Origin of the sequence: Klebsiella sp. BIGb0138, assembly GCF_004342285.1 — a bacterium.
Taxonomy (GTDB): Bacteria; Pseudomonadota; Gammaproteobacteria; order Enterobacterales; family Enterobacteriaceae; genus Klebsiella.
In genome coordinates this window covers 258,483-277,529 of record NZ_SMCV01000007.1, presented here as the reverse complement: position 1 = coordinate 277,529, position 19,047 = coordinate 258,483, and the positions used below count along the sequence as shown (strand labels likewise).

Annotated in this window: 18 protein-coding genes; 15 read left to right on the top strand and 3 right to left on the bottom strand. The window is 57.5% G+C overall.

Annotated features, from left to right (window positions below; genetic code table 11):
• The first annotated feature begins 131 nt into the window (after positions 1-131).
• The 5 genes from malK (at position 132) to ubiA (ending at position 5,285) form a co-directional block, all read left to right on the top strand.
• Positions 132-1,241 (top strand): maltose/maltodextrin ABC transporter ATP-binding protein MalK, encoded by a 1,110-nt coding sequence (gene malK, locus EDF73_RS17355; RefSeq protein ID WP_132730317.1) that lies wholly within the window; start codon positions 132-134, stop codon positions 1,239-1,241.
• A 99-nt stretch (positions 1,242-1,340) separates the two neighbouring features.
• A complete protein-coding gene (locus tag EDF73_RS17350; protein WP_132730316.1) occupies positions 1,341-2,666 on the top strand; it encodes a maltoporin in 1,326 nt (441 codons plus the stop codon).
• A 111-nt stretch (positions 2,667-2,777) separates the two neighbouring features.
• Complete coding sequence (gene malM / locus EDF73_RS17345) at positions 2,778-3,716, top strand: maltose operon protein MalM (RefSeq protein WP_132730315.1); 939 nt, start codon at positions 2,778-2,780, stop codon at positions 3,714-3,716.
• A gap of 189 nt (positions 3,717-3,905) precedes the next feature.
• Positions 3,906-4,403 (top strand): chorismate lyase, encoded by a 498-nt coding sequence (gene ubiC, locus EDF73_RS17340; RefSeq protein ID WP_132730314.1) that lies wholly within the window; start codon positions 3,906-3,908, stop codon positions 4,401-4,403.
• Positions 4,404-4,415: 12 nt separating this feature from the next.
• Positions 4,416-5,285: a 4-hydroxybenzoate octaprenyltransferase gene (gene ubiA, locus EDF73_RS17335; protein ID WP_132730313.1), complete on the top strand. Its 870-nt coding sequence runs from the start codon at positions 4,416-4,418 to the stop codon at positions 5,283-5,285.
• Between the two features lie 57 nt (positions 5,286-5,342).
• Here ubiA and plsB read toward each other — a convergent pair whose 3' ends face one another.
• Positions 5,343-7,766 (bottom strand): glycerol-3-phosphate 1-O-acyltransferase PlsB, encoded by a 2,424-nt coding sequence (plsB, locus tag EDF73_RS17330; RefSeq protein WP_132730312.1) that lies wholly within the window; start codon positions 7,764-7,766, stop codon positions 5,343-5,345.
• 129 nt (positions 7,767-7,895) lie between these two features.
• On the opposite strand from plsB, the gene EDF73_RS17325 reads away from it, so the two are divergent.
• From EDF73_RS17325 to EDF73_RS17310, 4 genes are all read left to right on the top strand, one after another.
• Positions 7,896-8,264 (top strand): diacylglycerol kinase, encoded by a 369-nt coding sequence (locus EDF73_RS17325; protein ID WP_132730311.1) that lies wholly within the window; start codon positions 7,896-7,898, stop codon positions 8,262-8,264.
• A gap of 222 nt (positions 8,265-8,486) precedes the next feature.
• Positions 8,487-9,095: a transcriptional repressor LexA gene (gene lexA / locus EDF73_RS17320; protein ID WP_004856448.1), complete on the top strand. Its 609-nt coding sequence runs from the start codon at positions 8,487-8,489 to the stop codon at positions 9,093-9,095.
• A gap of 71 nt (positions 9,096-9,166) precedes the next feature.
• Positions 9,167-10,483 carry an MATE family efflux transporter DinF gene (dinF, locus tag EDF73_RS17315; RefSeq protein WP_132730310.1) on the top strand — a complete coding sequence of 439 codons (1,317 nt, stop codon included), beginning with the start codon at positions 9,167-9,169 and terminating at the stop codon, positions 10,481-10,483.
• 126 nt (positions 10,484-10,609) lie between these two features.
• A complete protein-coding gene (locus EDF73_RS17310) occupies positions 10,610-10,819 on the top strand; it encodes a CsbD family protein (RefSeq protein WP_132730309.1) in 210 nt (69 codons plus the stop codon).
• 94 nt (positions 10,820-10,913) lie between these two features.
• On the opposite strand, the gene zur is transcribed toward EDF73_RS17310, so the two are convergent.
• Positions 10,914-11,429: a zinc uptake transcriptional repressor Zur gene (gene zur / locus EDF73_RS17305; protein ID WP_132730308.1), complete on the bottom strand. Its 516-nt coding sequence runs from the start codon at positions 11,427-11,429 to the stop codon at positions 10,914-10,916.
• A gap of 114 nt (positions 11,430-11,543) precedes the next feature.
• Here zur and EDF73_RS17300 point away from each other — a divergent pair, with 114 nt between their 5' ends.
• The 3 genes from EDF73_RS17300 (at position 11,544) to pspG (ending at position 13,518) form a co-directional block, all read left to right on the top strand.
• Positions 11,544-12,032, top strand: a complete 489-nt coding sequence (locus tag EDF73_RS17300; RefSeq protein WP_132730307.1) for a cupin domain-containing protein — start codon at positions 11,544-11,546, stop codon at positions 12,030-12,032.
• A 103-nt stretch (positions 12,033-12,135) separates the two neighbouring features.
• On the top strand, positions 12,136-13,134 hold the full coding sequence (dusA, locus tag EDF73_RS17295) for a tRNA dihydrouridine(20/20a) synthase DusA (protein WP_132730306.1): 999 nt from the start codon (positions 12,136-12,138) through the stop codon (positions 13,132-13,134).
• 141 nt (positions 13,135-13,275) lie between these two features.
• Positions 13,276-13,518 carry an envelope stress response protein PspG gene (pspG, locus tag EDF73_RS17290; protein WP_132730305.1) on the top strand — a complete coding sequence of 81 codons (243 nt, stop codon included), beginning with the start codon at positions 13,276-13,278 and terminating at the stop codon, positions 13,516-13,518.
• A 332-nt stretch (positions 13,519-13,850) separates the two neighbouring features.
• Here pspG and EDF73_RS17285 read toward each other — a convergent pair whose 3' ends face one another.
• Positions 13,851-14,834: a quinone oxidoreductase gene (locus EDF73_RS17285; RefSeq protein WP_132730304.1), complete on the bottom strand. Its 984-nt coding sequence runs from the start codon at positions 14,832-14,834 to the stop codon at positions 13,851-13,853.
• 63 nt (positions 14,835-14,897) lie between these two features.
• Between EDF73_RS17285 and dnaB the strand changes: the two genes are divergently transcribed.
• The 3 genes from dnaB (at position 14,898) to tyrB (ending at position 19,044) form a co-directional block, all read left to right on the top strand.
• Positions 14,898-16,313, top strand: a complete 1,416-nt coding sequence (gene dnaB, locus EDF73_RS17280; protein WP_132730303.1) for a replicative DNA helicase — start codon at positions 14,898-14,900, stop codon at positions 16,311-16,313.
• A 216-nt stretch (positions 16,314-16,529) separates the two neighbouring features.
• The gene (gene alr, locus EDF73_RS17275; RefSeq protein ID WP_132730302.1) at positions 16,530-17,609 is read left to right on the top strand and encodes an alanine racemase; all 1,080 of its coding nucleotides are present in this window, start codon (positions 16,530-16,532) and stop codon (positions 17,607-17,609) included.
• Between the two features lie 241 nt (positions 17,610-17,850).
• Entirely contained in the window at positions 17,851-19,044 is a 1,194-nt protein-coding gene (tyrB, locus tag EDF73_RS17270) for an aromatic amino acid transaminase (protein WP_132730301.1), read from the top strand.
• Positions 19,045-19,047: the final 3 nt, after the last annotated feature.

Here is a 19,047-nt window from a genome sequence, read left to right as displayed (position 1 = left end):
TCTCTCATCCTCCCGTCTCCTCCCCCATAAAAAAGGCGGGGGTGGAGGATTCACCAGATTAATGAATGCCGCATAGTCAGCCCATCTTGAATGTGTCTTTAAGTGACAGGTTGTAACGAAGGGAGATGGGGATGGCGAACGTACAGCTGCGGAATATAACGAAAGCCTGGGGGGACGTGGTGGTATCGAAAGATATCAATCTCGACATCCAGGAAGGGGAGTTCGTGGTGTTTGTCGGGCCATCGGGCTGCGGCAAATCGACCCTGCTGCGTATGATCGCCGGGCTGGAAACCATCACCAGTGGTGATTTGTTTATTGGTGATACGCGAATGAACGACATCCCACCGGCCGAACGCGGCATCGGCATGGTCTTCCAGTCTTACGCGCTCTACCCCCACCTCTCCGTCGCGGAAAATATGTCCTTCGGCCTGAAGCTGGCCGGCGCCAAAAAAGATGTGATCAACCAGCGCGTCACTCAGGTGGCTGAAGTGTTGCAGCTGGCGCACCTGCTGGAGCGTAAACCGAAGGCGCTGTCCGGCGGCCAGCGCCAGCGCGTGGCGATCGGTCGTACCCTGGTGGCCGAACCTCGCGTTTTCCTGCTGGATGAACCGCTTTCTAACCTCGATGCCGCGCTGCGCGTGCAGATGCGTATCGAAATCTCCCGTCTGCACAAGCGCCTTGGGCGCACGATGATTTACGTCACCCACGATCAGGTCGAAGCCATGACCCTGGCCGACAAGATTGTGGTGCTGGACGCCGGACGCGTGGCGCAGGTCGGGAAACCGCTTGAGCTGTATCACTACCCGGCCGATCGCTTCGTTGCGGGCTTTATTGGCTCGCCGAAGATGAACTTCCTGCCGGTAAAAGTGACGGCAACCGCCATTGAGCAGGTTCAGGTGGAGCTGCCAAACCGCCAGCAGGTCTGGCTGCCGGTGGACAGCGCCCGCGTTCAGGTCGGCGCGAATATGTCTTTAGGCATCCGCCCGGAACATCTGCTGCCCAGCGATATCGCCGACGTGACCCTCGAAGGGGAAGTCCAGGTGGTTGAGCAGCTTGGTCACGAAACGCAAATTCATATCCAGATCCCCGCCATCCGTCAGAACCTGGTTTACCGCCAGAACGACGTGGTGTTGGTAGAAGAGGGAGCCACATTCGCTATCGGTTTGCCGCCGGAACGTTGCCATTTATTCCGTGAGGATGGCACGGCGTGTCGTCGGTTGCATAAAGAGCCGGGCGTGTAAGGCTTCCCATTAAAAAAAACGCGAACCCCTTAGCGCTGCAGCAGCAGGTAGCACGACGGGCGAAGTGTTCAAAGAAAAGCAATGATCTCAGGAGATAGAATGATGATTACTCTGCGCAAACTTCCACTGGCGGTAGCCGTCGCGGCAGGCGTTATGTCTGCTCAGGCACTGGCCGTCGATTTCCACGGCTATGCTCGTTCCGGTATCGGCTGGACCGGCAGCGGCGGTGAACAACAGTGCTTCCAGGCAACCGGTGCTCAAAGTAAATACCGTCTTGGTAACGAATGTGAAACCTATGCGGAATTAAAACTGGGCCAGGAAGTCTGGAAAGAAGGTGATAAGAGCTTCTACTTCGATACTAACGTTGCCTACTCCGTTGCTCAGCAGAACGACTGGGAAGGCACCGATCCCGCATTCCGTGAAGCTAACGTGCAGGGTAAGAACCTGATCGACTGGTTGCCAGGTTCCACCATCTGGGCCGGTAAGCGTTTCTACCAGCGTCATGACGTTCACATGATCGACTTCTACTACTGGGATATTTCTGGTCCGGGCGCTGGTATTGAAAACATCGATCTGGGCTTCGGTAAGCTGTCCATGGCGGCAACTCGCTCCCAGGAAGCCGGTGGCTCCACCTCCTTTAGCAGCAATCACGTCTACGATCGCACTAAAGATACGGCAAACGACGTCTTTGACGTACGTTTGGCGGGTCTGGAAACCAACCCGGATGGCGTGCTGGAACTCGGCGTTGACTACGGCCGCGCCAACACCACCGATGACTACCAGTTAGCGAACGGCGCGTCGAAAGACGGCTGGATGTTCACTGCTGAACATACCCAAAGCATGCTGAAAGGCTATAACAAGTTTGTCCTGCAGTACGGTACCGATGCCATGACCACTCAGGGCAAAGGTATTCCTCAGGGTTCTTTCTCTGATGCGAGTGACAGCAACATTAACAACAACGGTAGCCTGTGGCGCGTGCTGGATCATGGCGCGATCTCCCTGGGCGACAAGTGGGACCTGATGTACGTGGGTATGTACCAGAACGTCGATCTGGATAATAACCTGGGTACGGAGTGGTACACCGTCGGCGTACGCCCGATGTATAAATGGACGCCGATCATGAGCACCCTGTTGGAAGTGGGTTACGACAACGTCAAATCCCAGCAGACCAACGATCGCAACAGCCAGTACAAAATCACCCTGGCGCAACAGTGGCAGGCGGGCGACAGCATCTGGTCCCGTCCGGCAATCCGCGTTTTCGCAACCTATGCCAAGTGGGATGAAAAATGGGGCTATGCCAAAGATAGCGCCGGCAACTCTACCCGCTATGCGATCGCTGACTCTTCCGGCAACGGTCAATTCTCTACCAGCCGCGGTGATAACGACGAGTGGTCCTTCGGCGCCCAGATGGAAATCTGGTGGTAATCCAACCAACCTGACGTGTGATGACCAAAAGAGGGGCGCAAGCCCCTCTATCTTCGGCTCAGCGGGCTATTGCCTGGCTACCGCTCGGCCATCGGAATTGAGGTGATAACAATGAAAATGAAGAAAAGTCTCGTTGCCCTCTGCCTGTCCGCCGGCCTGCTGGCCAGCGTACCCGCAGTCAGTTTTGCTGATGTGAATTTCGTGCCGCAGAATACCTCTGCCGCACCGGCTATTCCGGCGTCCGCGCTACAACAGCTCACCTGGACGCCGGTCGATCAATCGAAAACGCAAACCACCCGGTTAGCGACGGCAGGTCAATCGCTGAATATCCCCGGTATTACCGGTCCGGTGGCGGCTTACAGCGTCCCGGCGAATATCGGTGAGCTGACCATTACGCTGACCAGCGAAGTGAACAAGCAAACCAGCGTCTATGCGCCAAATGTGCTGATCTTCGATCAAAATATGACGCCGTCTGCGTTTTTCCCCAGCAGTTACTTCACTTACCAACAGCCGGGGGTGATGAGTGCCGATCGCCTGGAAGGCGTCATGCGCCTGACGCCAGCCCTCGGGCAACAAAAGTTATATGTGCTGGTCTTTACGACTGATAAAGACCTCCAGCAGACGACTACGCTACTCGATCCGGCGAAGGCCTACGCCAAAGGTACCGGCAATGCGGTCCCGGATATTCCGGATCCGATCGCCAAACATACCACTGAAGGCACGCTGGGCCTGAAAGTGAAAACATCGTCAGGTTCCAGCGTCCTGGTCGGGCCGCTGTTTGGCTCCTCTGGTCCGGGTCCTGTCACCGTAGGTAATACGGCGGCGCCGGTCTATAGCGCGCCAGTCGCCGCACCGGTCGCCGCGCCAGCGCCTGCTGCGAAAAGCGAACCGATGCTGGATGATACGGAAACTTACTTTAACAACGGCATCAAGCAGGCCGTGGCGAAAGGTGATATCGACAAAGCCCTCAAACTGATGAACGAAGCTGAGCGCCTCGGCTCGAAATCTGCTCGTTCCACCTTTATCAGCAGTGTAAAAGGCAAGGGGTGATCGTCTCCCCACAATGCTGATGTTTAGGCACAGCCTTTAGGTGCGTCCGCCTGGACGCACCTTTTTTTCTCGCGTGGCGGCTGCTGTTGCATGGCTGTTACGCCGATGATCGTATCTTAACGGTTTGCCCGCCCTGATTCGCCGATTCTGCGATACAATGCTCTCATGTTATGTACCGGAGAATCAGGCATGTCACATCCTGCGCTTACGCAACTGCGTGCGCTGCGCTATTTTGCCGCGATCCCCCCGCTGGAAGCGCACCTGCGTGACTGGCTGTTGCTGGAAGACTCAATGACCAAACGCTTTGAGCAACAGGGGAAAAAGGTCAGCGTTATCATGGTCAACGAAGGTTTCGTCGGACGTGAAGCGTTGGTTGATGAAGCGGCGTTGTTGCCAGAGGACGCGCGTTACTGGCTGCGGGAAATTATTCTTTGCGCGAATGGCGAACCCTGGCTGGCCGGGCGCACGGTCGTACCGGAGTCGACGCTGTGCGGTCCCGAACTGGCTCTGCAGCAGCTGGGTCAGACGCCGCTGGGGCGTTATCTGTTTACATCGTCGACGTTAACCCGCGATTTTATTGAAATTGGGCGCGATGCAGAGCTATGGGGGCGTCGTTCCCGCCTGCGGCTGAGTGGCAAACCGCTGCTGCTGACAGAGCTTTTTCTGCCTGCGTCGCCGTTGTATTAAGAGGAAGAGAAAATGGAGAGGAGTCTGACGCAGAATAAGCTGTTGGCGTTTCATCGCCTGATGCGGACTGACAAACCGATCGGCGCGCTGCTGCTGCTGTGGCCGACGCTGTGGGCGCTATGGGTGGCGACGCCGGGGATCCCGCCGCTGTGGATCCTGGCCGTTTTTGTCGCTGGCGTCTGGCTGATGCGCGCCGCCGGCTGCGTGGTGAATGATTATGCCGACCGGAAGTTTGATGGCCATGTTAAACGCACCGCCCGCCGTCCGCTGCCCAGCGGTGACGTCACCGAAAAAGAAGCCCGGCTGCTGTTTGTCGTTCTGGTTGTGCTTTCGTTTTTGCTGGTGCTGACCTTAAACACTATGACTATCCTGCTCTCGGTGGCGGCGCTGGCGCTGGCGTGGGTGTATCCGTTCATGAAACGCTATACCCACCTGCCGCAGGTGGTGCTGGGGGCGGCGTTCGGCTGGTCGATTCCGATGGCCTTCTCGGCGGTCAGCGAAGCGTTACCGCTCAGCTGCTGGCTGATGTTCCTCGCCAATATTCTGTGGGCGGTGGCCTATGATACCCAGTATGCGATGGTCGATCGGGATGACGACATCAAAATCGGTATTAAATCGACGGCGATTTTGTTTGGTGAGCATGACCGCCTGATTATCGGCATTCTGCAGGTTGGGGTGCTGGTATTGATGGCCGCCATCGGCTGGCTGAATGGGCTGCACTGGGAATATTACTGGTCGCTGTTTATCGCGGCGGGGCTGTTTTTCTGGCAGCAGAAGCTGATCTTCCGTCGGGAACGTGATGACTGCTTTAAAGCGTTTTTAAACAATAACTACGTCGGGCTGGTGCTGTTTCTCGGTCTGGCGATGAGCTATCTGCAGTAGCCGCTCTCTGCCTTCTCCCCCCGGCTAGCGGGGGGAGAGGAGAGCAAGCCTCAGGCGTTACGCTTCATCCTGGGTGGCGCTTTCAATCGTCAAACGAACGTCAGAGGTAATCAACGCCGCCAGCATCTGATAAACCTTCAGCGTCTCTTCCGGCTCAGCATCGCCGGTATCGCTGATATAGCCCTCGTCGCGCAGCGTCAGCACTAACGTACTGAATACCGCCTTATCGAAGAACTCCGGCGCGTTGATGCCGTGCAGCACCGACAGACGCTGGGCCACGGTGCGGCTCTCTTTCTCCAGCGAGCTGCGGTTAATCGACGGGTTCGCGCTCAGCAGCCAGAAGGTAATGGCGTAACGCTGGAGCGTTTCACGCGCGCCGGCGGCCAGCAGCTGCAGGGAGCGGGAGTGAGACGGATTGATGCTTACCTCATCATCGCTCAGAATAATCAGCCCCTGGCGCTGCATTTCAGCCAGCAGCGCATCGATAACGCCCGCCAGCTCTTCTTTCTCCCAACGCAGGAACAGCTCGGCCTTCAGCAGCGGATAGAACATCTCAACGTGACGCAGCACTTCCGCGCGGGTGATACGACGATGCTGGGTCACTATCGCCGCCAGCAGCGACGGCATCATCAGCATATGGGCGATGTTGTTGCGATAGTAGGTCATCAGCACCGCCTGCTCGCGCGGCAGAATGATGATGTCGCCGATGGTGTCTTTCTCGACCTCGAACTTATTCATCTTCAGCGCGTGATCGATCAGTTCACCGGCGGATGCCGCTGGCGTGGTGGCATCTGGCGAGTACGGGACGTTACGCAGCAGATCGAGATAGCACTCCAGCTGCTGCGTCAGCTGCTCTCGGGTCAGCGAACGCTGGCGAGAAGCCAGCAGGGCGGTACAGCACAGGTTCATGGCATTCGCCGCGCCGGCGTTGTTGATGCGCACCATCAGATCGGCGGCAATGCTGTTCACCGACGGCGTCAGCCACGACGGGCGCACGGCTTCGATAGGGTCGATAGACTCGCGCCAGTCCGGAACGTGCTGATTAAGCCAGGTCATCAGCGGCAGCGGTTCGCCGAAGTTAACATAGCCCTGGCCGAGATTACGCAGCTTGCTCAGCCCGCGCAGCATCTGCGGCAGGCTCTCTTTTTCTTTGGTCGCGCCGCGCAGCTCTTTCGCATAGGTGCCGACCTCCATCACGTGCTCGTAGCCGATATAGATAGGCACCAGGGTAATCGGCCGGGTACCGCCGCGCAGCATCGCCTGAATGGTCATCGACAGCGTGCCGGTTTTCGGATCCAGCAGACGGCCGGTACGCGAGCGCCCGCCTTCAACGAAGTACTCTACGGAGTAACCCCGGCTGAACAATTCACCGAGATATTCGCGGAACACCGTCGAGTAGAGCTTATTGCCCTTAAAGGTACGGCGAATAAAGAACGCGCCGCCGCGGCGGAAAATCGGCCCTGCCGGCCAGAAGTTCAGGTTGATACCGGCGGCGATATGCGGCGGCACCAGACCCTGGTGATACAGCACATACGAGAGCAGAAGGTAGTCCATGTGGCTACGGTGGCACGGGACATAGACAATTTCGTGCCCTTCATGCGCCAGCTGACGCACGCGCTCGGCGTTATGGACGTTAATCCCCTGATACAGGCGGTTCCAGGTAAAGCCGAGCACGCGGTCGGTCAGGCGAATCATCTCGTAGGAGAAGTTAGCGGCGATCTCTTCCATCAGCGCGATGGCGTTCTGTTGCGCCTTCTCATGGGAAATTTTCTTGCTGCGCGCCTCATCTTCCACCGCCCGGGCGATGGCTTTCGACGCCAGCAGCTTATTGAACAGATCCTGACGCGCCGGCAGACGCGGGCCTACGGCGGCCAGGCGCTGACGTGCGAAGTGCATACGTGCGACGCGGGCCAGCTTCTGGGCGATAATTTTATCGGTACCGTGCTCGGTGGCCATTCTGCGCAGCGAGACCGGCGGCGAGAAGCGGACAAAGCTGTCGCGGCCCAGCCACAGGACGGCGAAGAATTTCTGAATACCGTTCAGCATACGCAGCGGTGGATTCACCTCGCCCTTTTCCCGTCCTGGCGCACGACCAAACATCACCGACACCGGCACCATTTGCACGTCCAGATTGGGATGGTTGCGGTGCAGATCCAGGTAGTCGTGGAACAGCTTGATGGACTCTTCTTTCGGCGTGTAGTAGGTGAATACGCGCGGGCCGCCGTGGATAAATACGTAGCGTGGCAGCAGGGCGCCGTCGATCTCCAGCGGTTCAAGCGGATCGGGTAAATCGTGCTCCAGGCACTGGGCGCGCAGGGTCAGCAGGTCCGCCTTCGAGTTATAGGGCAGGACGTACATGATAGGACGCGAGGTATCCAGCCCTAGTTCCTGAGCAGGTTCTGCGGGAATAGACTTGCTTTTTACCAGCACCCGCAATGGTAAATTCAGTAATTTATAGTAAATTCGTTGCCAGCCGGACATAAACGATGTGAAGCCTCTGGTTAATCATGCAAATGCGCGGCAAGAATAACAGAAAGCGCGCAGAATTTCCGTTGCCACGCGGCAAACGCGTACACTCATTGACGTCATTTACATAAAAAGGTTCTTTTGATGGCCAATAATACCACCGGGTTAACCCGAATCATTAAAGCGGCAGGTTATTCCTGGAAAGGGTTCCGTGCGGCATGGATGAATGAGGCCGCATTTCGTCAGGAAGGCGTCGCTGCCATTATTGCCGTGGCGATCGCCTGCTGGTTGGACGTTGATGCCATCACGCGGGTACTGCTGATAGGCTCGGTCCTGTTAGTGATGATAGTCGAAATTCTTAATAGCGCGATTGAGGCGGTGGTGGATCGAATTGGCCCGGAGCACCACGAGCTGTCCGGACGCGCAAAAGATATGGGGTCCGCGGCGGTCTTGCTGGCGATCGGGATCGCGCTAATAACCTGGGCGCTCTTACTGTGGGCTCGCTATCACTAAAATTGCGGCCCGCGCGGCTTTGCTGTCGGCTCGTTGGTTCAGGGGCGAGCGCGATCCCCGGCGGCGCGGCGCGCACGCGTCGGCGGCAGAACGCCGGCCAGGATAGGTTCCCAGGGGCGCAGAATGGAAAGAATCTGCTGATTTTTGTGTGAAATTTGATTCCAAAATCACCGTTAGCTGTATATACTCACAGCATAACTGTATATACACCCAGGGGGCGGGATGAAAGCGTTAACGACCAGGCAGCAAGAGGTGTTCGATCTCATTCGGGATCACATCAGCCAGACGGGCATGCCGCCAACGCGTGCGGAAATTGCTCAGCGCTTGGGGTTCCGTTCTCCCAACGCGGCGGAAGAACACCTGAAAGCGCTGGCGCGTAAAGGCGCGATCGAGATTATCTCCGGCGCTTCCCGCGGTATTCGTCTGCTGACGGAAGAAGAACCCGGTCTGCCGCTAATTGGCCGCGTCGCTGCCGGTGAGCCGCTGCTGGCCCAGCAGCATATCGAAGGTCACTTCCAGGTTGACCCGGCGATGTTCAAGCCGAACGCCGATTTTCTGCTGCGGGTTAGCGGCATGTCGATGAAAGACATCGGAATTCTCGATGGCGACCTGCTGGCGGTACATAAAACGCAGGACGTGCGTAACGGGCAGGTTGTCGTGGCGCGCATTGACGAAGAAGTTACCGTTAAACGGCTGAAAAAGCAGGGTAACATCGTCGAACTGCTGCCAGAAAATAGCGAATTTTCACCTATCGTGGTGAATCTGCGCGAACAAAACTTCACTATTGAAGGGCTGGCCGTTGGCGTAATTCGCAACGGCGAGTGGCTGTAACGCCTTCCCCACGCAGCATCATCTGATGCATGATGCTGCGCCGTCTTTCCTCCTCGGTCAGGCTCTTTCTCATGTTCTTTCACGCCGCTGACAAGGCCCTGTGGCGCCTGGCGCTACCGATGATTTTCTCCAATATCACCGTCCCGCTGCTGGGGCTGGTTGATACCGCCGTGATTGGCCACCTCGATAGCCCGGTTTACCTCGGCGGCGTGGCGGTCGGTGCGACGGCGACCAGTTTTCTCTTCATGCTGCTGCTGTTCCTGCGGATGAGCACCACCGGGCTGACGGCCCAGGCCTTTGGCGCAAAAGATCCCCTCCGCCTGGCGCGGGCGCTGGTACAGCCGCTTGGACTGGCATTAGCGGCCGGTCTGCTGATTGTCCTGTTCCGGACTCCGCTAATCGATCTGGCGCTGCATATTGTCGGCGGCAATGACGCGGTACTGGAACAGGCGCGGCGCTTCCTTGACATCCGTTGGCTGAGCGCCCCGGCCTCGCTGGCAAACCTGGTGCTGCTCGGCTGGCTGCTGGGAGTACAGTACGCTCGTGCGCCGGTAATCCTGCTGGTCGTTGGCAACCTGCTGAATATCGTCCTCGACCTGTGGCTGGTGATGGGCCTGCATATGAATGTGCAAGGGGCCGCGCTGGCGACGGTGACGGCCGAATATGCCACCTTTCTCATCGGGCTGCTGATGGCAAGGCGTGTGCTGGCGCTGCGCGGGGTCTCATTTGCCATGTTGAAAAGCGCCTGGCGCGGAGATTTGCGCCGCCTGCTGGCGCTGAACCGCGATATCATGCTGCGCTCCCTGCTGCTGCAACTCTGCTTTGGCGCGGTGACCGTCTTCGGCGCCCGACTGGGCGGCGAGATTGTCGCCGTCAACGCTCTCCTGATGACCTTGCTGACCTTCACCGCCTACGCGCTGGACGGTTTTGCCTATGCGGTGGAAGCCCACTCCGGGCAGGCGTACGGCGCACGCGACGGCAGCCGGCTGCTTGAGGTCTGGCGCGCGGCCTGCCGCCAGTCGGGAATGGTGGCGCTGCTCTTTGCCTTGATTTATGCCGTCGCGGGGCAACAGATTATCGCACTGCTAACCTCGTTGCCTTCGCTTCAGCAGCTGGCCGATCGCTACCTGTTCTGGCAGATGATTTTACCGGTCATTGGCGTCTGGTGTTATTTGCTCGATGGCATGTTTATCGGCGCAACGCGCGGGGCCGAGATGCGTAACAGCATGGCGGTGGCGGCGGTGGGCTTTGCCGTAACCCTGCTGACGCTGCCGGTTCTCGGTAACCACGGTTTGTGGCTGGCGCTGGCGGTTTTCCTGGCGCTACGCGGTCTGTCGCTGGCGATCATCTGGCGTCGGCACTGGCAGCGCGGAACCTGGTTTTCGTAACGATTTTCCCCAGGTAACTGGTTAAAGATTCCGAATAATAAATTTAATCCAGAATTCTCATCTATAGTTAACAATACGTCCGGCACACAGCGGGCTGTAAACCCACCGAACGATGAGGATGGCACTATGAACAAAGACGAAATCGGCGGTAACTGGAAACAGTTGAAAGGTAAAGCAAAAGAACAATGGGGCAAGCTGACCGATGATGACATGACGGTCATTGAAGGTAAGCGTGACCAGCTGGTGGGGAAAATCCAGGAGCGTTACGGATACGCCAGAGATCAGGCTGAGAAAGAAGTGTCTGACTGGGAAAGCAAAAACGACCACCGCTGGTAGCGGAGAGTTTTAGCGTATTACCCCTTTGTTGTTGCCTGCCAGAGCGGTACAGGGATGTGCCGACGACCCTTTGATTCCCGCTGCGGCGATTGCCTCAGCGGGCTTTCTTTTTGCTCTGAATCGTATGGTCGTGATGGCAGTGCCCTGGCGTGCTGCAGGCTTCGACCTCGACGCAGCCAGCGCACAGGCCGTGCGCCTCAATCACGTTATGGCGCAGGGCGAAGCCCATTTTGGCCGCCAGCGTATGCATAATGTCTTCAACGCCTTCCGCGCACTCTTCTTTCACCACGCCGCAGCGATCGCAGATAAACATGGCCGAACTGTGGGTCGGCTGATCGAAAAGATGGCACAGCACGTAGCTGTTGGTCGATTCCACCTTATGCACGAACCCCTGCTCCAGCAGAAACTCCAGCGCGCGATAGACCGTCGGCGGCTTAGCCTGCGGCTCTTTATCGCGTAGCAGGTCGAGCAGATCATAGGCGCTGATTGCCCCTTCCTGTAGGCTCATCAGACGCAACACTTCAAGGCGTTGCGGAGTCAGGCGCACGCCACGTTGTGCACAGAGCTTTTCAGCATGCGCTAACATTTGTTGCGAAGTGGTCTTATCCATGAGCATCCTTTGGTTGCGTGAGTATGAAGTTGTTACTTTATCACGATCCAGGCAAAACGCCGAGAACCGGCGGCTTGTGCTATACCTGATGCATCTCATTTTCGGGAGAAAACGATGAAACGACCTGATTGCATTCGACATTGGCGCGACCTGGAAGGTCCAGATGATGCCACTTATCCCAACACCTCCGAGCGTTTTTCCATTGGCGCGCCGCTGGCGCGTGGCTTAAGACTCAACCGGCTGGGCATCCATCATGAACGTTTACCGCCGGGCCGCCGCACCTCTTACCCTCATGCTGAAAGTGATGAGGAAGAGTTTATCTACGTGCTGGAGGGCTATCCCGAAGTGTGGATTAACGGCTATCTGTGGAAACTGGAGCCGGGTGATAGCGTTGGGTTTCCGGCGGGAACCGGGGTGTGTCATACCTTCCTGAATAACACCGAGCAGGAAGTTCGCCTGTTGGTGGTGGGCGAGTCGAACAAGAAATTTAACCGTATTTACTACCCGCTTAACCCGGAGTATGCCGCCACGCGCCAGGATCGCTGGGTCGATCACCCGCCGCAATTCTTCGGTCCGCATGACAGCAGGCCGCGGAGAAAATAGCCGTCTTAGCAGGCGTGAAGCGCCCGACCCGGTGTGACGCGCCTGTGGTTTATCTTTGTGCTATAGTAGCGCCCCTTTTTATCCGGATGCCTGTTTATTCGCCATGATGCCAGAATCAACATCTCACGCTTTTGCCGCTCATCGTTTTTCCATCGCGCCGATGCTCGACTGGACCGACAGGCATTGTCGCTACTTTTTGCGCCTGCTGTCGCGCCAGGCGCTGCTGTATACCGAAATGGTGACCACCGGAGCGATTATTCACGGCAAAGGCGATTATCTGGCCTATAGCGATGAAGAGCACCCGCTGGCCTTACAGCTGGGCGGCAGCGATCCGGCGGCCCTGGCCCAGTGTGCGAAACTGGCGGAACAACGCGGTTATGATGAGATCAATCTCAACGTCGGGTGTCCGTCTGACCGCGTGCAGAACGGGATGTTTGGCGCTTGCCTGATGGGCAATGCACCGCTGGTGGCGGACTGCATTAAAGCAATGCGCGACGTGGTTTCGATTCCGGTGACGGTGAAAACCCGGATCGGCATTGATGACCAGGACAGCTATGAATTCCTGTGCGATTTCATCAATACCGTCGCCGGGAAAGGCGAGTGTGAGATGTTTATCATTCACGCACGTAAAGCCTGGCTCTCTGGTCTGAGTCCAAAAGAAAACCGGGAGATTCCACCGCTCGACTACCCGCGGGTGTATCAGCTCAAGCGTGATTTCCCCCACCTGACTATGGCGATCAACGGCGGAATCAAGTCGTTAGCCGAGGCAAAGCAGCATCTTGAGCATATGGATGGCGTGATGGTGGGGCGCGAGGCCTATCAGAATCCGGGGATCCTGGCCTCGGTCGACCGGGAAATCTTTGCTCTGGACGGCGCAGATAGCGATCCGGTTGCCGTGGTGCGCGCCATGTATCCGTATATCGAACGTGAGCTGAGCAACGGCACCTATCTGGGCCATATCACGCGGCATATGCTGGGTCTGTTCCAGGGGATCCCCGGCGCGCGTCAGTGGCGCCGCTACCTGAGTGAAAATGCGCATAAGGCCGGTGCGGATATCAACGTGCTGGAGCATGCCCTGCGGCTGGTTGCGGATAAACGCTAATCTTGCGCTAAAATTTAGTCAAATACGCCACGCCCTGTTCTCCGTAACAGGGCGTTTTTGTTTAAATTCAATAAATTAAAGTTGGCACGCTTCTTGTAATACCCAATGAGTGAAGACGTCATTTCTTTTGGGGAGAAGACGATGCTGGAACTCTTATTTGTCATTGGATTTTTTGTCATGCTGCTGGTTACCGGTGTGTCCATGTTGGGTATCCTGGCGGCGATCGTCGTGGCAACGGCGCTGATGTTTGTCGGCGGGCTGTTTGCGATGATGATTAAACTGCTGCCATGGCTGCTGTTAGCGGTGGCGGTGGTGTGGGTGATTCGGGCGATAAATTCGCCAAAAACGACGCGCTATCGCAGCAACAATCGCTGGCGTTATTAAGGGAGTGAGTGGTCTGTCACAACCTGAAGAATTTTGCATAAAACAGCGTAGGTTTTGCTTATTAAATCTGTCACTATTAGCGCGTTAACGAATTCATCGCGCTGTACCCTACATACAGCCGAACTAAAAAAAGTCAGGGCTTCCGTATGGAAGCCCTAAACTTTTCCACTCTCCCGTCATACTTCAGACTACAGGTGCGTTGGCTACGTTAACTCACCCCGGTCACTTACTGGAGTAAGCTCCCGGGGATTCGTTATCTTGCCGCCTTCCCGTAGCCCGAATTATTTAGGGAGGGCTTCCCGTCATATCTCAAACGGCAGGACGTTTTGCTATTACGGCAGCAGCAGGCTTGAGCCTTCGGTAGCGCGACTTTCGAGAACCTCATGGGCGCGGCGGGCATCGCTCAGGGCATATTTCTGGCTTTCGGCCACATCGACGTTAATCACGCCGCTGGCGATCAATGAAAACAGCTCGCGACTGGCCTCCGCCAGCTCTTCGCGGTTGGTGATATAGCCTTGCAGAGAAGGGCGAGTGACGTACAGCGACCCTTTCTGGTTGAGGATCCCGAGATTCACGCCGGTCACCGGGCCGGAAGAGTTGCCGAAGCTGACCATCAGCCCCCGACGCTGCAGGCAATCGAGAGAGGCTTCCCAGGTATCTTTGCCCACCGAGTCATAGACCACATGGACTTTTTTCCCATCGGTAATCTCTCTTAAGCGCTCAGCGATATTCTCTTCACGATAGTTGATCACCTGCCAGGCGCCGGCCTGCGTCGCCCTCTGGGCTTTTTGCGCGCTGCCGACGGTGCCGATCAGTTTTGCGCCCAGCGCCTTCGCCCACTGGCAGGCGATCAGCCCGACGCCGCCGGCGGCGGCGTGGAACAGGAACGGTTCGCCGGGTTTGATTTCATAGGTTTTGCGCAGCAGATAATAGACCGTCAGCCCTTTAAGGAACGAGGCCGCGGCCTGCTCAAATGAGATCTCGTCGGGTAAAATCGCGGCCTTATCCGCGTTGACGTGATGCACCGAGCTATAGGCGCCGAGCGCTGACTGCGCGTAGACGACGCGATCGCCCGGCTTGATATGTTTAACGTCGCGCCCGACTTTCGTCACCACGCCCGCCGCTTCGGTGCCCAGACCGCTTGGCAGCGACGGCGGTGGGTAGAGGCCGCTGCGGATATAGGTATCGATGTAGTTGATACCAATCGCTTTATTTTCTACCTGGATCTCGTTTTCCGCCGGATCTGCTGGCACAAACTCCACCACCTGCAGAACGTCCGGGCCGCCGTGCTTGTGAAATTCAATACGTGTTGCCATGCTTCCTCCTGAACTATGTGGTAACCTTTCGAGCCAATTTCTATACCGGGAATTCCATTCAATATGGCAGGAAATAAACCCTTCAACAAACCGCAGACTGAACCCCGTGAACGCGACCCGCAGGTCGCCGGGTTGAAAGTACCGCCGCACTCGATTGAAGCGGAACAGTCGGTGTTGGGCGGTTTAATGCTGGACAACGAACGCTGGGACGACGTCGCCGAGCGCGTGGTTGCGGAAGATTTCTATACCCGTCCACACCGCCATATCTTTATCGAAATGGCGCGCCTGCAGGAAACCGGCAGCCCGATTGACCTGATTACGCTCGCGGAATCGCTGGAGCGTCAAGGTCAGCTGGATAGCGTCGGCGGGTTCGCCTATCTCGCCGAGCTGTCTAAAAACACGCCCAGCGCGGCGAACATCAGCGCCTATGCGGATATTGTGCGTGAACGTGCCGTAGTGCGCGAGATGATATCGGTGGCGAATGAGATCGCCGAAGCGGGTTTCGACCCCCAGGGCCGGACCAGCGAAGATCTGCTCGACCTGGCGGAATCGCGCGTCTTTAAGATAGCGGAAAGCCGTGCCAACAAAGACGAAGGCCCGAAAAATATCGCCGATGTTCTCGATGCTACCGTAGCGCGTATCGAGCAGCTGTTCCAGCAGCCGCACGACGGCGTCACCGGGGTGAATACCGGCTATGACGATCTGAATAAAAAAACCGCCGGTCTACAGCCGTCGGATCTGATTATTGTTGCCGCCCGTCCTTCGATGGGGAAAACGACTTTTGCAATGAACCTCGTTGAAAATGCGGCGATGTTGCAGGATAAACCGGTACTCATCTTCAGCCTCGAGATGCCATCGGAACAGATTATGATGCGTTCTCTGGCCTCGCTGTCGCGCGTCGACCAGACCCGAATTCGTACCGGCCAGCTGGATGATGAAGACTGGGCGCGGATTTCCGGCACCATGGGTATCCTGCTGGAAAAGCGCAACATCTATATCGATGACTCCTCCGGCCTGACGCCGACGGAAGTGCGCTCCCGCGCGCGGCGTATCGCCCGCGAGCACGGCGGTATTGGCCTTATCATGATCGACTACCTGCAGCTGATGCGGGTGCCGTCGCTCTCCGATAACCGTACGCTGGAGATCGCCGAGATCTCCCGCTCGTTGAAGGCGCTGGCAAAAGAACTTCAGGTGCCGGTGGTCGCGCTGTCGCAGCTGAACCGCTCGCTGGAGCAACGTGCCGATAAACGCCCGGTCAACTCCGACCTGCGTGAATCAGGCTCCATCGAGCAGGATGCCGACTTAATCATGTTTATCTATCGTGACGAGGTGTATCACGAAAACAGTGATTTAAAAGGCATCGCGGAAATTATTATTGGTAAACAGCGTAACGGGCCAATCGGTACGGTACGTCTGACGTTTAATGGTCAGTGGTCGCGGTTTGATAACTATGCGGGACCACAGTACGACGATGAATAAATCTCCGTTATCCTTACGCGCTGCAGGTGCGTTGACTACGTCCGCTCACTCCGGTCACTTAGTTTAGTTCCCGGGGCCTTGCGGGACTGGCGCGTAACCCGGACTGCGTCCTCGCCCCTTCGGGGCCAGCGCAGGCGCTGTTCAAAAACGCCAGAGCGTTTTGTCCTGCAACACGCATGATTCAGGAGATTCGCTAATTCTAATTAAGGAATTCAAATGCAAGCGGCAACTGTTGTCATTAACCGCCGCGCTCTGCGACACAACCTGCAACGTCTGCGTGAACTGGCGCCTGCCAGCAAACTGGTTGCAGTCGTGAAAGCGAACGCTTACGGACACGGTCTTCTTGAGACCGCGCGAACGCTCCCTGATGCCGATGCCTTTGGCGTCGCCCGTCTCGAAGAAGCCCTGCGCCTGCGCGCGGGCGGTATCGATAAGCCGATTCTGTTGCTGGAGGGGTTCTTCGATGCCGCCGATCTGCCGGTGATTGTCAGCCAACGGCTACAAACGGCGGTCCACAGCCCGGAGCAGCTGGCAGCCCTCGAGCAGGCCGAACTGCCTGAACCGGTTACCGTCTGGATGAAGCTGGATACCGGGATGCATCGCCTGGGGGTGCTGCCGGAGCAGGCGGAGGCCTTCTATCAGCGTCTGAGCCAGTGTAAAAACGTGCGTCAGCCGGTGAACGTCGTCAGCCATTTTGCCCGCGCTGACGAACCCGAATGCGGCGTGACCGAACGCCAGCTGGATATTTTCACCACCTTCACCGAAGGCAAGCCAGGCCTGCGTTCCATCGCCGCGTCGGGGGGGATTTTGCTGTGGCCGCAGTCGCATTTTGACTGGGCGCGTCCGGGGATCATTCTCTACGGCGTATCGCCGCTGGAAGCGCCCTCCACCGGCGCTGATTTTGGCTGTCAGCCGGTGATGTCGCTAACCTCGAACCTGATTGCCGTACGCGAGCATAAGGCGGGTGAGCCGGTAGGTTATGGCGGTACCTGGGTTAGCGAACGCAACACCCGTCTTGGCGTGGTGGCGATGGGCTATGGCGACGGCTATCCACGGGCGGCGCCATCCGGTACCCCGGTGCGGGTTAATGGCCGGGAAGTCCCCATTGTCGGGCGCGTGGCGATGGATATGATCTGCGTCGACCTTGGACCGGATGCGCAGGATAAATCCGGCGACCCGGTGGTGCTGTGGGGAGAGGGGCTGCCCGTTGAGCGCATTGCTGCGATAACGAAAGTGAGTGCTTACGAACTTATTACACGCCTGACGTCCCGGGTAGCCATGCGGTACGTGGATTAAGCGCGGCCTTTCCGTTGCCGTGCCGCAGCTGAGATATCCCCGGTGGCGCGATGCTTACCGGGGCTACGGTGATGGTACCGGTAGCCCGACGAAGGCGTGGACGTCGTGAGCCGGGAAAGGCCCTCGGTCGGGCTGTATTTGGGCGATCTTCGCCGGCTATCCAGCAACATCCTCTCGATCTTCTTCTGCTTCCGGTTTATTGTGTCAGGACCTGCCTCTCGTAAATCCGGAGAAACATCACGTGTTTCAGAAAGTTGACGTCTACGCCGGCGATCCCATCCTCTCCTTGATGGAGCGTTTCAAAGAAGATCCGCGTAGTGACAAAGTAAACCTTAGCATCGGCCTGTATTACAACGAAGACGGGATTATCCCGCAGCTACAAGCGGTAGCGGAAGCGGAGGCGCGCCTTAACGCTCAGCCGCACGGCGCTTCGCTCTATCTGCCGATGGAAGGGCTAAACCCTTACCGCAGCGCCATTGCGCCGCTGTTGTTTGGTGCCGAACATCCGGCGCTGATACAAAACCGCGTAGCCGCTATCCAGACGCTGGGTGGTTCCGGCGCATTGAAAGTCGGCGCCGACTTTCTGAAACGCTACTTCCCGGGCTCCCGCGTGTGGGTCAGTGACCCGACCTGGGAAAACCACATCGCCATATTTGAAGGGGCTGGCTTCGAAGTAAGCACTTACCCTTGGTTTGATAATGAGACCAACGGCGTGCGTTTTGACGCCTTGCTGGAGACGCTGGAGACGTTGCCAGAAGGTGACATCGTGCTGCTGCATCCATGCTGCCATAACCCGACGGGCGCCGATCTGAGCCATGCGCAGTGGGATGCGGTGGCTAACGTGCTGAAAGCGCGCAAGCTGATTCCGTTCCTCGATATTGCCTATCAGGGCTTTGGGGCGGGAATGGATGACGATGCTTACGCGATTCGCACTATCGCCAGCTCCGGTATGCCGATGCTGGTCAGCAACTCCTTCTCGAAAATCTTCTCCCTGTACGGCGAGCGCGTTGGCGGCCTGTCGGTGGTTTGCGAAGATTCAGAGACCGCGAGCCGCGTGCTGGGGCAGCTGAAGGCGACCGTTCGTCGTAACTACTCCAGCCCACCGAACTTTGGCGCCCAGGTTGTCGCGGCGGTGCTGAATGACGCTGAGCTGAAAGCCTGCTGGCTGGCGGAGGTTGAAGCGATGCGCACGCGCATTCTGGCCATGCGCCAGGAGCTGGTGAACGTCCTGAAGGACGCGGTTCCTGGCGTCAATTTCGACTATCTGCTGAAGCAGCGTGGGATGTTCAGCTATACCGGTTTCAGCGCCGCGCAGGTTGACCGTCTGCGTGAGGAGTTTGGCGTCTATCTGATTTCCAGCGGCCGGATGTGCGTGGCGGGCCTGAATTCACGTAACGTTCATCGCGTTGCGCAGGCGTTTTCTGCGGTCATCTAATTC

Coding starts and splice junctions, on each gene's coding strand:
- malK (WP_132730317.1), top strand. CDS start 132: ATGGCGAACGTACAGCTGCGGAATATAACGAAAGCCTGGGGGGACGTG.
- EDF73_RS17350 (WP_132730316.1), top strand. CDS start 1,341: ATGATGATTACTCTGCGCAAACTTCCACTGGCGGTAGCCGTCGCGGCA.
- malM (WP_132730315.1), top strand. CDS start 2,778: ATGAAAATGAAGAAAAGTCTCGTTGCCCTCTGCCTGTCCGCCGGCCTG.
- ubiC (WP_132730314.1), top strand. CDS start 3,906: ATGTCACATCCTGCGCTTACGCAACTGCGTGCGCTGCGCTATTTTGCC.
- ubiA (WP_132730313.1), top strand. CDS start 4,416: ATGGAGAGGAGTCTGACGCAGAATAAGCTGTTGGCGTTTCATCGCCTG.
- plsB (WP_132730312.1), bottom strand. CDS start 7,766: ATGTCCGGCTGGCAACGAATTTACTATAAATTACTGAATTTACCATTG.
- EDF73_RS17325 (WP_132730311.1), top strand. CDS start 7,896: ATGGCCAATAATACCACCGGGTTAACCCGAATCATTAAAGCGGCAGGT.
- lexA (WP_004856448.1), top strand. CDS start 8,487: ATGAAAGCGTTAACGACCAGGCAGCAAGAGGTGTTCGATCTCATTCGG.
- dinF (WP_132730310.1), top strand. CDS start 9,167: ATGTTCTTTCACGCCGCTGACAAGGCCCTGTGGCGCCTGGCGCTACCG.
- EDF73_RS17310 (WP_132730309.1), top strand. CDS start 10,610: ATGAACAAAGACGAAATCGGCGGTAACTGGAAACAGTTGAAAGGTAAA.
- zur (WP_132730308.1), bottom strand. CDS start 11,429: ATGGATAAGACCACTTCGCAACAAATGTTAGCGCATGCTGAAAAGCTC.
- EDF73_RS17300 (WP_132730307.1), top strand. CDS start 11,544: ATGAAACGACCTGATTGCATTCGACATTGGCGCGACCTGGAAGGTCCA.
- dusA (WP_132730306.1), top strand. CDS start 12,136: ATGATGCCAGAATCAACATCTCACGCTTTTGCCGCTCATCGTTTTTCC.
- pspG (WP_132730305.1), top strand. CDS start 13,276: ATGCTGGAACTCTTATTTGTCATTGGATTTTTTGTCATGCTGCTGGTT.
- EDF73_RS17285 (WP_132730304.1), bottom strand. CDS start 14,834: ATGGCAACACGTATTGAATTTCACAAGCACGGCGGCCCGGACGTTCTG.
- dnaB (WP_132730303.1), top strand. CDS start 14,898: ATGGCAGGAAATAAACCCTTCAACAAACCGCAGACTGAACCCCGTGAA.
- alr (WP_132730302.1), top strand. CDS start 16,530: ATGCAAGCGGCAACTGTTGTCATTAACCGCCGCGCTCTGCGACACAAC.